Consider the following 12,647-nt stretch of genomic DNA (forward strand, 5'->3'; position numbering starts at 1 on the left):
CCACATTTTACCCACACCGTGACAACGGTATGACAACAATCGTCTTCGTCTCACCAGCATCATGCCCGTCGGACGAAGACGTTCGTTTCGCGGGCTCAGCGGCCCTTGCCGAAGGCGCGCAGGCGGATGCCGTTCCAGTCGGGACTGACGGTCAGCGGAGTCGCTGCGTTCATGCCGGCGGTCTTCGCGGCGGACTGGACGGTCGAGGAGCTGGCGGCACCCGGGCGGCCGGGCTTGGGGGTCAGGACCCACAGCGGACCGTCGTTGCCGACGACCGCGTACGCGTCGACGATCGTGTCGGACAGCTCGTCCTCGTCATCGCCGTCGCGCCACCACAGAATCACGCCGTCCACGGCGGAATCGTAGTCCTCGTCGACGAGATCCTCACCGGTCAGATTCTCGATCTTCTCCCTGATCGAGTCATCCACGTCATCATCCCACAGCCATTCCTGCACGATGTCGCCGGGCTTGAAGCCAAATTCCTCTGCGTTCTGTGATGCGGTTTCATTCACGAGAGTCAAGAATAGCAATACACGACGAACAGCGGCGTTAACACGCGATTAAATCGCTGAAATATGGGACGGCTACCGCTTGATCTGTTTGTCGACCGTGTCGACCGTGCAGTGAGGCAGGGAGTCGCCCTTGCCCTGGCCGATCGCGACGAGCGCGTCGTACGCCTCGTCGAGCGTCGAGACCTTCACGTCGCGCAGGCCGGATGGCACGTGGCCGACGACCTCGCCGCAGTTGGCCTTAGGGGCAAGGAACCATGTGGCGCCGTCGCGCTTGGCGCCGAGCATCTTGAGCCTGATACCGCCGATCGACCCGACCTTGCCCTTGGCGTCGATCGTGCCGGTGCCGGCGATCGTCTTGCCGCCGGTCTCGTCGGCGGGCGTGAGCTTGTCGATCAGGCCCAGCGTGTACATCATGCCGGCGGACGGACCGCCGATGTCGTCGACATGCATCGAGACCTTGAGCTTGGACAGATCGGCGCCCGTCAGACCGGCCGATTCGGCGACGTCCGCATTCGCTGCAAGGAAGCGTTCGGCGGCCTTGATCGCGTTCGACTGCGAGCTGGACATCTCCCTGTCGGTCTCCTTCTTGTACTCCTGCGTGGTCTGGCCGACCGGCACGACGGCCTCGCGCGGCATGACGACGCGATCGGGGGCGATCCAGCCCCACAACACCTCGGCGTTGGTCACCGGATAGCCGGGCACGCCGTTGGCGGAGACGGTGACGAGCAACAGCCTGCCGGAGTCCTTGTGCGTGTCGGCGCCGGAGACCTGAATCACCTGATCGTCGACGGACTTGCCGTCGCCGCCGACCGTGCCGAGCACGTCGCGCGTCGGCCCGGGCCATTCGACCGAGTAGGCGCTCGGCAGGCACATCACCAGCACGCACAGGGCGACGGCGAGGAAACCCGCGAGGAATCGGGGCGAACGGGTGGTCAGGTACCTGCCGATTGCGGCCGGGATCTTCGGCACGCGGCGCAGGATATCGACGATCGAATTCAGGAACGGCATACCGCGCATGATACCAGCGCTTGCTTTACGCGGAAAAACATGCGGCCGGACGCCTGTGCCCCCTAGAATGGCAGGAAAAGACCGCGAACGACCAAGAGGTTCCGATATGGACGAGAACGCAATTCACGAGTGGCTGATCAAATGCTTCGGCCCGGTCCAGGGCGAGATGGCGTGGCAGCAGATCTCCCAGCTGCCCGATTCGATCCGCGAGCAACTCATGAGCCAGGATCCGAGCACGCTGCCGAATCCGGCCGAGGTGCAGCAGATGATGGCCGCGTTCACGGCCGGCGGCCTCAACACGATGGGCGACATGGCCCACGTGGTCGAGGAGGGGCCGATCAACGTGAAGCTCGCCAAGTCGCTGGCATTGCAGCAGGCGAACGCGAACGGCTCGCGCACGTCGGTCTCCGCCGTGGAGGGCGGTGAGGTGCGTCGCGCGATGAGCGAGGCGAACCTGTGGCTCGACACCGCGTGCGAGTTCGATCCGGCGCCGGGAGAGGCGCAGGCGCTCACCCGCGCCGGTTGGGTGGAGGGCACGCTCGACGCGTGGGCGAAGTTCGCCTCCCCCGTGGCCGCGTCGATGGGCGATGCCCTGGCCGCGGTGATCTCGGAGCGTCTGGGCGATTCGTTCAACGGCGAGGTCGCAGGCATGTTCGCCGGCCCGATCCCGATTCCGATCCCGGACGGCATGAAGGACCCGAAGCAGCTGGTCAAGCTGCTGGGCAACACCTCGTTCGCGATGCAGCTGGGCAACGCGGCCGGCACGCTGAGCCGCGAGGTGCACGGCGGCTTCGACCAGGGCATCGCGCTGCTGTCCAATCCGGCGGGCGCACTGGTCGTGGAGAACGTCGAGGAGTACACGAAGCAGCTCAACGGCGAGGCCGGGGACGGAGTTGAGGCCGGCGACGTCGGTGCCGGCGATACCACCAGCAATGGCACCGGCAATCAGATCGGGTTCACGTCGGCCGCCGCCCCGCAGGCCGAACCCAAGTCGGACGGCGGTGCCGACAACGACGCCGACAACGACGGCACCGATGCCGAGGGCACCGGTACGCCGCATCACCCGGCGTCAGACCCGCAGACCGAGGCGCTGTTCGCCGAGATCGTGCGCCCGAACGACACGATTCCGGCCGACGAGGTCATGTCGTTCCTCGCTCTGCGCGAGGCCGCGCACGCACGCCTCTACTCCGCCGTGCCGTGGCTGATGCCGCGATTCGAGGCGCTGATCGGCAAGTACGCGCGCGGCATCTCCATCGATCTGGACGCGATGGAGGAGCAGCTGCGCGACGCCGGCGCGCTCGACCCGGATTCGATCTCCGACGCGGTGAACCTCACGAAGGTCGGCATTCCGGACACACCCGAGCAGAAGGAGGCGCTGCGCTCGCTCGAAACCATGCTCGCGATGGTCGAGGGATGGGTCGACTGCGTGGTGTGGCGCGCCGGCATGGCGCACCTGCCGCATATCGAGCAACTGCGTGAGATGATGCGCCGCGAGCGCGCGACCGGAGGCCCGGCCGAGCGCACCTTCGAAAGCCTGCTCGGTCTGGAGCTGCGTCCGAAGCGCATGCGCGAGGCCGCGGCCCTGTGGGAGATGATCACCTCCGCCGAGGGCGTCGAGGGACGCGACTCGAAGTGGTCGCACCCGGACCTGCTGCCGACGCTGGCCGACGATACGACGGCGGCCGGCTCCGCGGGCACGGCCGGCACCGGCCCGGATGCCGGCACCGCCGACTCCTCCAAGGGGGAATCCTCCACCCAGTCGGGTGCGCAGGACTCCCCCACGACCGGCGGGTCCTCCGGGGCCGGCTCCACCGGCACCGACTGGGACGCCGAACTCTCCAAGCTCCTCGGCGAGGAGGGCGGCGAGGACGACGGCGACGCCGGCAAGGCCGACTGATTGCTCCTGATTGCTCCTGATTACTCCAGCTCCACCGCGCCGGTGTAGAGCTGATAGTACTCGCCCTTCAGGGCGATGAGCTCGTCGTGGTTGCCACGCTCGATGATGCGGCCATGGTCGAGGACCATGATCACGTCGGCGTTGCGCACGGTGGACAGGCGGTGGGCGATGACGAACACCGTGCGCCCCTTCATCAGCGCGTCCATGCCGGCCTGCACGACCTCCTCGGTGCGCGTGTCGATCGACGAGGTGGCCTCGTCGAGGATCAGCGCCGGGGAGTCGGCCACGGCGGCGCGGGCGATCGAGATCAGCTGGCGCTGACCCTGCGACAGGCCCGAACCATCGCCCTCGAGCACGGTGGAGTACCCCTGTGGCAGCATGCGGATGAAGCCGTCGGCGTTCACCAGCTTCGCCGCGGCGATGCACTCCTCGTCGGTGGCGTCGAGTCGACCGTAGCGGATGTTGTCCATCACGGTGCCGGTGAACAGGTTCACGTCCTGCAGCACGATGCCGAGCGAACGGCGCAGATCGGGCTTGGCGATGTTCTTCACGTCGATGCCGTCGTAGAGGATCTGGCCCTCCTGGATGTCGTAGAACCGGTTGATGAGGTTCGTGACGGTGGTCTTGCCGGCACCGGTCGCGCCCACGAGCGCCATCTTCTGACCCGGCTTGGCGAACCAGGTGATGTCGTGCAGGACCGGCTTGTCGGGGTTGTAGCCGAACGTGACGTCGGTGAAGCGCACATCGCCCTGCAGCAGGGTGAGACGCCCGTCGGGCGAGGTGATGGCGTGTTCCCTGGCCTTGAGCGCGACCTCACGGGCCTTGCCGTGCAGCTTCTCGGCGGCCTTGATCGAACGCGTGCCGTCGTCGCCGGCCTCGCGCTTCCACGCCCAGTGGCCGGTCTCGTGGTCGACCTCGCGCATCGTCACGCCGTCCTCGCCGAGCTCGACGTTGACGAGCGTCACGGTGCCGCCGTCGGTCTCGACCGGCTCGTCCATCAGCGCGAAGATGCGGGATGCGCCGGCCAGGGCCATCATCACCATGTTGAGCTGCATGGAGACCTGTCCGAGCGGGTTGATGTACGAGCGGGACAAGGTCAGCAGGGAGACCAGCGTGCCGATGGTCAGCGGGCCGGAGCCGGACAGGCCGAAGTTGCCCACGCCCGCCAGCGCCATCGCGCCGCCGATGATGGCGAGCAGGATGTAGAGCACGTAGCCCATGTTGCCGACGACCGGCATCGTGACGTTGCCCCACGTGTTCGCCTCGGCGGATGCGGCGAACAGCTCGTCGTTCTTCTCGTCGAAGGTCCTCTGCGTGGCGTCCTCGTGGTTGAAGACCTTGATGACCTTCTGTCCGTTGACGGACTCCTCGACGAACGCGTTGACGTCGCCGATCCAGCGCTGCTGCTGGACGAAGAAGCGTCCGGCGCGGCCGACGATCGCCCTGATGATGAAGAACAGCATCACGGTGAACGCGAGCACGAACAGGGTCAGCGGCACGGACAGCCACAGCATCGAGATGACCGCGGCGAGCGCGGAGATCAGCGAGGCGAACATCTGCGGGAACGACTGGCTGATCGCCTGACGCAGGGTGTCGGTGTCGTTGGTGTAGTGGCTCATGATGTCGCCGTGCTCGTTGGTGTCGAAGTAGCGGATCGGCAGCTTCTGCTGGTGGGCGAACATGTCGTCGCGGATCTTCTTCAGGGTGCCCTGCTCGACGGCAACGATGAGGTACTGCCAAGCCCACGACGCGACGATGCCGGCCACGTACAGGCAGCCCATCAGGGTGATGGCGCGGATCAGCGGGTTCCAGTCGGGGTTCGTTTCGCCGACCATCGGGATGATGTACGTGTCGATGAGCGACTGGAGGAACAGCGCCGATCCGGCCTGCGCCACCGCGCCGATGAGGATGCATGTGACGATGGTGACGACATGCCAGCGGTAGGAGAGGATGTAGCCGAAGAGGCGCTTGGTGGTGCCCGGCGCCGGCTTGCCCATGGCCGGCTTGCGGCCGTTGAAGGTCTGCTTGTCCCGCGCGTCGCGCGCGTCGCGGGTGTCGCGCTTGGTGTCGTTGCCGCTCATCGGGTCTCCTCCTTTGCTTCCTGGTCCTTTGCTTCCTGTTCTGCCTGTTCGAGCCGGTCGAGTTCGGCCTGTCCGGCGGCGGTGTTGCGGGTCTGCGACTCGTAGATGGATCGGTATTCGTCGCAGGTCTTGAGCAGCTCGTCGTGCGTGCCGCGCGCCATGATGCGTCCGTTGTCCATGACGAGGATCATGTCGGATTCCTGCACGGAGGCGACGCGCTGGGCGATGATGATCTTCGTCGTGTCCGGGATCTCGTGGTGGAAGGCCTCGCGGATGAGCTTGTCGGTCTTCGTGTCGACGGCCGAAGTGGAGTCGTCGAGGATGAGGATCTTCGGCTTCTTCAGGAGCGCGCGGGCGATGCACAGACGCTGGCGCTGGCCGCCGGAGACGTTGGTGCCGCCCTGTTCGATGTACGTGTCGTAGCCCTTGGGGAACTCGCTGACGAATCCGTCGGCCTGCGCGAGCTGGCAGGCATGGCGGATCTCCTCGTCCGTGGCCTTGGGGTTGCCCCACTTGAGGTTCTCGGTGATCGTGCCGGAGAAGAGGATGTTCTTCTGCAGCACCATCGCCACCTGATCGCGCAGGGTCTCCAGATCGTAGTCGCGCACGTCGCGGCCGCCGACCTTGAGGCAGCCGCCGGTCACGTCGTAGAGGCGCGGGATGAGCTGGACGAGGCTCGACTTGGCGGAGCCGGTGCCGCCGACGATGCCGACGGTCGCGCCGGACGGGATCGTCAGGTTGATGTCGTCGAGCACCGGATTCTCGGAGTTGTCCGAGTAGCGGAACATGACGTGGGCGAATTCGATGGAGCCGTCGGCGACCTCCATGACCGGCTCGGCCGGGTCGACGACGGTGCTCTCCTCCTGCAGCACCTGGCAGATGCGTTCGGCGGAGGCCTGGGAGATGATGATCATGACGAAGATCATCGAGAGCATCATCATGGACATGAGGATCTGCATCGCGTAGGTGACGAGGGCCGTCAGGTCGCCGGTGGTCAGTCCCATGGCGGCGTTGTTGCCGGAGGCGACGATCTGCTGGGCGCCCATCCACGAGATCATGATCATCGAGGCGTAGATGCAGAACATCATGATCGGGCTGTTGAAGCTCATGATGCGTTCGGCGAGCTTGAAGTCCTTGAAGATGCGCTGCGAGATGCGGTCGAACTTGGAGACCTCGAAATCCTCGCGGTTGTAGGACTTGACCACGCGGATGCCCTGCAGGTTCTCGTCGACGACGTTGTTCAGGGCGTCGTACGTGTGGAACACGCGCTCGAAGACCGGATGGACGAGCACGGCGAGTCCGCACAGGCCGATCGCCAGGATCGGGATGCAGGCGAGGAACACCATCGAGATCGACGGGGAGATGCGGAACGAGAAAATCCAGGCGACGACAACCATGATCGGGGCCCGCACGCCCATGCGGATCATCATGCCGTACGCCATCTGCAGGTTCGTCACGTCGGTCGTCAGACGGGTGATGATCGAGCCGGTGGAGAAGCGGTCGATGTTGGTGAAGCTGAACGCCTGCACCTTCTCGAACTGATCGTGGCGCAGGTTCCTGGCGAAGCCGGCGGCCGCGATCGCCGCGAACTTTCCGGCGAGGAAGCCGGTGATGAGCGAGACCGCCGAGCAGCACAGGAGGATCAGGCCGAACTTGACGATGGCGTTCATGTTGCCGCCGGTGACGCCCTGGTCGATCAGCGAGGCCATGATCGTGGGGATCACGATCTCCAGCACGCTCTCGACGACGACGAACAGCGGCGTCAGCAGGCTTTCCTTCTTGTATTCGCGCATCGATCCGGCCAACGTGCGGATGATGTGCTTCGGCCTGGCGGGTGCCACGGCCTTGCGGGACCTTTCGATCGCGGCCTCGGTCGCGGCCGCCTCGGCGTCCGTGCCCGCCGCGGCCGCGGTCTTCGTTGGAGTGTTGTCGCTCACTCGTGCTCCTCCTTCGTTTCGTTCGTATCCATGTCGTTTTCTTCGGCCCTGTCGGCTCCGTCGCTGGCGAATCCACCGGTGCCGGCAGTCCCGTCATCGGCGGATTCGCGTTCCTCGAACTCGCACCGCGCGGCGTCGATGTTCGCCCGCATGCGCTCGACGTAGCCGGCGAGCGCCGCACGCTCCTCGTCCGAGAACCCCTCGACCAGCCGCTGTTCGATCCGCTCGCCGTTCTCGACGAGGATGCTGACGATGGCGTCGGCCTTGTCGGTCAGGACGATTTTCTTGAGCCGGGCGTCATGCTCCACCGGCACGCGTTCGATCAGACCCTTCTTCTCCATCAGCGCAAGCACGCGCGAGGCGGTGGACCGCGTGATGCAGAATTTCTGTTCGATCGTGTGCTGGTAGATGTCGCGATCGCGGTTGCGGGCGAGGAACATGATGATGCGGGCGTTGCCGCCGGTGGCGATGCGCGCCGTTTCGGGCATCGTCTCGCTCAGCAGGCGGTTGAGCGATTTGACCAGGGCCCTCAGGTCGAAGCTGAGGATGTGTTTGTCCATATCTCCTCACTTCACTGCCGTTGATCCGCGACGAACCGTCTTGACGTACTGCCCTGCACTGCAGGACCCTGCAGGGCGGTGTCGCACTTGCGTCGACGGTCCATCACAGATGAATTGTTGCATATGCAACCTTTACCGACGGCCATGGTAATACGTTCCGTATACAACAGTTGCATATGCAACAATCGGCGTGTCGCGCGACCGAGGACCGCCGACGACACGGCATCGGGGCACAACATCGGCCTTCACGCGGGGAGACCTTCGCCAGTCACAATCACCTGTCTCCGTTTCAGCGGCGGACGTGGAAAACCCTGCTTCGCCACCTTCACGCCCGTTGCCATAACCCGATCATTGCGGCCGTATTGGCGTGATGTGGCAAAATCCGCTGCCACAAGTGTTCGAAAACGGGATTCCGGGCGAGTCGTGACAGCATGCTCCAGAAGCACTTGAGGACCGATTCAAATAAAATGGCGGAATTCCAAGGATTCGGCAATGGGAGGTACGCCACGACGCTTGCATTACGCCGATTTCGTCGTGTTGTGGCCGGACCTGTTGCCACAAGTGTTCGAAAAAGCGAAATCGTCGATCCCGTGGCAGGGATTCCCGCCACAGGATCGCACAAGTACGGTTCCGGTCGTGTTGTGGAAACGCAGGGGGCCACAACAGCGCGGAATCGGCGCGCAGTGCAAGTTGTGGCAGAAACGCCCCGACACCGAGTGCCTTTTTCTTTCCCGCCGGCAACACGACTGCCGGCAAGAGTCACCGGACACCGCAGAGGACGCGAAGCGACACTGTCACGCCACGGTGAAGGTGGTGCACTTCAGGTCCTCGCGCCTCGACGAGTGGCCGATGAGCAATTCGAACTCGCCGGGTTCGACGATGCGGTTGGCGTCCGGGTCGACGATCGTGCAGTCGGCGACCGGGATGTCGAACGTGACGGTCCGGGTCTCGCCGGGCTCGAGCTCGACGCGACGGAAGGCCTTGAGCTCGCGGTCCGTCCAGCTGTACGAGGTGATGAGGTCGCCGATGTACGCCTGCACGATCTCGGTGCCCTCGCGCTCGCCCGTGTTGGTCAGGGTGATTTCGGCGTGCACGGTGTCGGTCTCGGCGAACGTGCCGTCGGCGTTGCTCGCGCCGCCGGTGATGACCGGCTCTCCGTACTCGAACGTCGTGTAGGACAGGCCCTCGCCGAACGCGAACGCCGGATCCTGCGTGAGATCGGCGTAGCGGTTGCCGTGCTGGCCGCGGATCTGGTTGTAGTAGACAGGCAGCTGGCCCACGTGGCGCGGGAAGGTGATCGGCAGCCTGCCGGACGGCTCGGTGACACCCAGCACGATCTCGGCGACGGCGCGGCCGCCCTCCATGCCCGGGTTGGCGGCCCACAGGATCGATCCGATGCCGGACTCGGGGTCGCTCACGCGCTTGGCGAAGACGCCGTTCTCGCCGGCGATGGAGGCGGGGAACACCTGCGGCTTGGAGCTGACCAGCACGGTGACCATCGGCTTGCCGGTCTCCCTGGACACGGCCGCGAGCGCGTCGAGCAGCGCGTTCTGGCCGCCGAGCAGGTCGAGGGTGGCGGTGGAGCAGCCTTCGCCGATCAACTGGACCACGTCTCCGACCACGGCGACGATCAGGTCGGACCGGCGGGCGTTGGCAACCGCCTCGTCGATGAGCTTGCGGTCGACGGATGCGGCCACGCCGACCTTCGGGCGCGGCTGTCCGTCCGGATAGAACTCGCCCGCCGGGTCGGGGACGAGGTCGATGATGTTCGCGCCGCGCGAGTAGACGACCTCGCATTCGTCGCCGGCGATCTGGCGGAAGCCGTCGAGCACGGTGGCGATCATGTCGCGCGGCTGGCCGTCCGGCATCCAGGAGACCTGTCCGGAGTTGCCGGTCCAATCGCCCAGCTGGTTCTGCGCGTCGTCGGCGAGCGGTCCGATCACGGCGATGCGCCGCTTGCGTCCATCGTCGGCGCCGTCATCGGCGCCGTCGGCGTTGGCGTCGAACGGCAGGCCGCCGTCGTTGCGCAGCAGTACGACGGACTCGCGGGCGAGTTCGAGGTTGGCCCGGCGATGCGCCTCGCATCCGATGACGGCCTTGATGCGCTCCTCGTCCGGCAGGCGAGGATCCTCGAACAGGCCGAGACGGAACTTGAGCGCGAGGATGCGGGAGACGGCCTCGTCAATCAGCGATTCGTCCAGCAGACCAGTGCGCACGGCCTCGATCGCTCCCTCGTAGAACTGCGGGGTGGTCATGATCAGGTCGTTGCCGGCCTTGACGGCGTCGGCCGCGGCGTGCACGTAGTCCGGCTTGACGTGCTGCTCCCAGACGGAGCGTCCCACGTTGTCCCAGTCGGTGATGAGCGTGCCGTTGTACTGCCATGCGCCGCGCAGCTTGTCGGTGAGCAGCCACTTGTTGAACGTGACGGGCACGCCGTCGATGGACTCGTAGCCGAGCATGAACGTGCCGCATCCCTCCTTGGCCACTCGCTCGAACGGTGGCAGGAACCACGATTCGAGCTTGCGGTGGCTCAGGTCGGCCTCCGAGGCGTCGCGGCCTCCCTGGGTTTCGGAGTAGCCGGCGAAGTGCTTGGCGCAGGCGAGGATCGCATCCTTGGGCAGGGGTTCACCGGCCTTGGCACCGCCCTGATAGCCCCTGACCATGGCGGAGGCGAATTCGCCGATCAGTGTCGGATCCTCGCCGAAGGTCTCGTCGACGCGGCCCCAACGGGTGTCGCGGGCGATGCACAGGACCGGGGAGAACGTCCAGTGCACGCCGGTGCAGGACACCTCTTCGGCGGTGGCGCGTGCGGCCGCCTCGACCTTGGCGGGGTCCCAGCTGACGGCCATGCCCAGCTGGGAGGGGAAGATCGTGGCGCCGGGCCAGAACGAGTAGCCGTGGATGCAGTCGTCGCCGATGATCAGGGGGATGCCGAGTCGGGTCTTCTCGTTGACGATGTCGACGGCGAGCGACAGATCCTTGCGGCTGGTGTGCAGGATGGATCCGACGTGCCTGTTCACGATGAGATCGTTGAGATCGTTGCTGCGCGCGTCGAGCTGCATCATCTGCCCGACCTTCTCCTCGAGGCTCATGCGGGAGATGAGGTCGGCGATGCGCTCGGATACGGGCAGATCGGGGTTCCTGTATGGCGCGTCGGCGGTGACGGGTGCGTATGGGGTCTGGTTGGCCGTTTCCTTGGTCATGGCTGTGTTCCTTTCGGCTGGGATGAGCGGAAAGCAAATGGGCGAGGTGACCAGCGGTGTCACCTCGCCCATGCACGAGCCCATAGTATCCCTTTTGAGATCCCTTTGAGATCCCTTTAGCCCTGGAACACCTCGGGGTGCTTCGGATCGCCGGGGATGTCCTCGAGCAGGCCTTCGAGGCCGAGGAACTCGCGCCAGAAGTCGAGCGGCTGGCCGTAAGGGTTGGAATCGCGGCCATGGGCCTGGATGTTGGCCTTGGCCTCGAACACGTCCTCCTCGGTGAGCCCGTCGAAGTAGCTTTCGAGGCGGATGCGGTTGGACGGCACGTAGTACAGCGAGTTGATGATCTCGGTGAGCCTCTCGGCGCGTTCGATCGGCAGGGAGTCCCAGTGGCGGAACTCGATGAAGTTCTTGAGACGCACGTCGTTGAAGTGCGTGGAGATGATGTGGTTGATCTCGTACGCGTTGAGCTCGCGATCCGGGTACACCTCGCCCGCGTTCTCGCGGAACGCCGCGTGATGCAGCTCCTTGCGGCTCAGCCCGGCCTCGACGGCCTCGGGCGTGTGCGTCAGATCGGCGAACATGAGCGGCGTGGACAGCACGTCGATCGCGTAGTCCTCCCAGCCGAATCGCTGGTCATACAGGCCCGGGATCACGTTCGTGCGCTGGAAGTCGAGGTAGTCCCACATGCGCTGACGCAGCAGCGGATACGGGTTGAGACGCCCCTCGAAGTACGGGGTGTTGCGGAAGAACCATGCGAGGATCGGGCCGATCGCGGTGCCGACGCGCATCTTGTCGATCGAATCCTTCTCGTCGACGAAGTCGATGCTCACCTGCGTGGAGGCGGAGCAGCGCATCATACACGGGCCGAACTGGCCGACACGTCCCAGATAGTCGGTCATCGCATCGTAGCGGTCCTTCGGATTGACCGGCACGTCGGCGAAGCTGGACTTGGGCTGGTAGCCGTAGTTGACCAGACGGAAACCGAGTTCGTCGAGCACCGGGTCGACCTCGCGGCGGAAGGTCGCGTACGTCTGCAGCAGATCCTCCGGCTTGTGCAGGATGCCGATCGAGGTCTCGACCTGGCCGCCCGGCTCGAGCGACACGGCGATGCCGGGGCGCGAAAGGCCCACCAGATGATCGTTCTCCCAGTACTCCTTGTCGTGATCGTAATACGGGGCGATGCGCTTCAACAGCGCCTCGATGCCATTCGGCTCGTAGTAGCTCACCGCCGTATCGTCGCTGTTGTGCACCGGCAGATGCTCGATCTCGACACCGAAGCCACCGGTGCCGCGCTCGGACCGGCCCGCCTCGAAGAACTTCAGGAGACTTTCGACATGCTTCGGATTCGGCTTGGCGAGCAGGTGCGCGTAACTGATTCTGGGAGTAACCATAAGCGGTATGGTATCGGCCCTCCGGCCGCGCCCCGCCGTACGCCCGCCAATCGGC

Annotated in this window: 8 protein-coding genes; 1 reads left to right on the top strand and 7 read right to left on the bottom strand. The window is 65.3% G+C overall.

From position 1 onward, the window contains the following. Positions 1-95: 95 nt before the first annotated feature. Both BW11_RS05125 and BW11_RS05130 read right to left on the bottom strand, forming a co-directional pair. A complete protein-coding gene (locus BW11_RS05125) occupies positions 96-512 on the bottom strand; it encodes a DUF3052 domain-containing protein (protein WP_043165149.1) in 417 nt (138 codons plus the stop codon). A gap of 72 nt (positions 513-584) precedes the next feature. Next, positions 585-1,520: a PDZ domain-containing protein gene (locus BW11_RS05130; protein WP_140444918.1), complete on the bottom strand. Its 936-nt coding sequence runs from the start codon at positions 1,518-1,520 to the stop codon at positions 585-587. Between the two features lie 106 nt (positions 1,521-1,626). On the opposite strand from BW11_RS05130, the gene BW11_RS05135 reads away from it, so the two are divergent. Beyond that, a complete protein-coding gene (locus tag BW11_RS05135; protein ID WP_140444919.1) occupies positions 1,627-3,417 on the top strand; it encodes a zinc-dependent metalloprotease in 1,791 nt (596 codons plus the stop codon). A gap of 20 nt (positions 3,418-3,437) precedes the next feature. Here the strand turns inward: BW11_RS05135 and BW11_RS05140 are convergent, their stop codons facing one another. The 5 genes from BW11_RS05140 to BW11_RS05160 all read right to left on the bottom strand — a co-directional run bounded on the left by BW11_RS05140 (position 3,438) and on the right by BW11_RS05160 (position 12,592). Continuing rightward, complete coding sequence (locus BW11_RS05140) at positions 3,438-5,498, bottom strand: ABC transporter ATP-binding protein (RefSeq protein ID WP_140444920.1); 2,061 nt, start codon at positions 5,496-5,498, stop codon at positions 3,438-3,440. After that, positions 5,495-7,291 carry an ABC transporter ATP-binding protein gene (locus BW11_RS05145; RefSeq protein WP_258184564.1) on the bottom strand — a complete coding sequence of 599 codons (1,797 nt, stop codon included), beginning with the start codon at positions 7,289-7,291 and terminating at the stop codon, positions 5,495-5,497. The genes BW11_RS05140 and BW11_RS05145 overlap by 4 nt, the downstream gene beginning before the upstream one ends. A gap of 140 nt (positions 7,292-7,431) precedes the next feature. Beyond that, complete coding sequence (locus tag BW11_RS05150; protein WP_081887438.1) at positions 7,432-7,995, bottom strand: MarR family winged helix-turn-helix transcriptional regulator; 564 nt, start codon at positions 7,993-7,995, stop codon at positions 7,432-7,434. A 794-nt stretch (positions 7,996-8,789) separates the two neighbouring features. Next, entirely contained in the window at positions 8,790-11,198 is a 2,409-nt protein-coding gene (locus BW11_RS05155) for a glycoside hydrolase family 3 N-terminal domain-containing protein (RefSeq protein WP_140444922.1), read from the bottom strand. 116 nt (positions 11,199-11,314) lie between these two features. Next, on the bottom strand, positions 11,315-12,592 hold the full coding sequence (locus BW11_RS05160; RefSeq protein ID WP_140444923.1) for a glutamate-cysteine ligase family protein: 1,278 nt from the start codon (positions 12,590-12,592) through the stop codon (positions 11,315-11,317). Positions 12,593-12,647: the final 55 nt, after the last annotated feature.

Source organism: Bifidobacterium sp. UTCIF-38 (assembly GCF_006454495.1).
Lineage (GTDB): Bacteria > Actinomycetota > Actinomycetes > Actinomycetales > Bifidobacteriaceae > Bifidobacterium > Bifidobacterium callitrichos.

Coding starts and splice junctions, on each gene's coding strand:
- BW11_RS05135 (WP_140444919.1), top strand. CDS start 1,627: ATGGACGAGAACGCAATTCACGAGTGGCTGATCAAATGCTTCGGCCCG.
- BW11_RS05155 (WP_140444922.1), bottom strand. CDS start 11,198: ATGACCAAGGAAACGGCCAACCAGACCCCATACGCACCCGTCACCGCC.
- BW11_RS05145 (WP_258184564.1), bottom strand. CDS start 7,291: ATGCGCGAATACAAGAAGGAAAGCCTGCTGACGCCGCTGTTCGTCGTC.
- BW11_RS05130 (WP_140444918.1), bottom strand. CDS start 1,520: ATGCCGTTCCTGAATTCGATCGTCGATATCCTGCGCCGCGTGCCGAAG.
- BW11_RS05140 (WP_140444920.1), bottom strand. CDS start 5,498: ATGAGCGGCAACGACACCAAGCGCGACACCCGCGACGCGCGCGACGCG.
- BW11_RS05160 (WP_140444923.1), bottom strand. CDS start 12,592: ATGGTTACTCCCAGAATCAGTTACGCGCACCTGCTCGCCAAGCCGAAT.
- BW11_RS05150 (WP_081887438.1), bottom strand. CDS start 7,995: ATGGACAAACACATCCTCAGCTTCGACCTGAGGGCCCTGGTCAAATCG.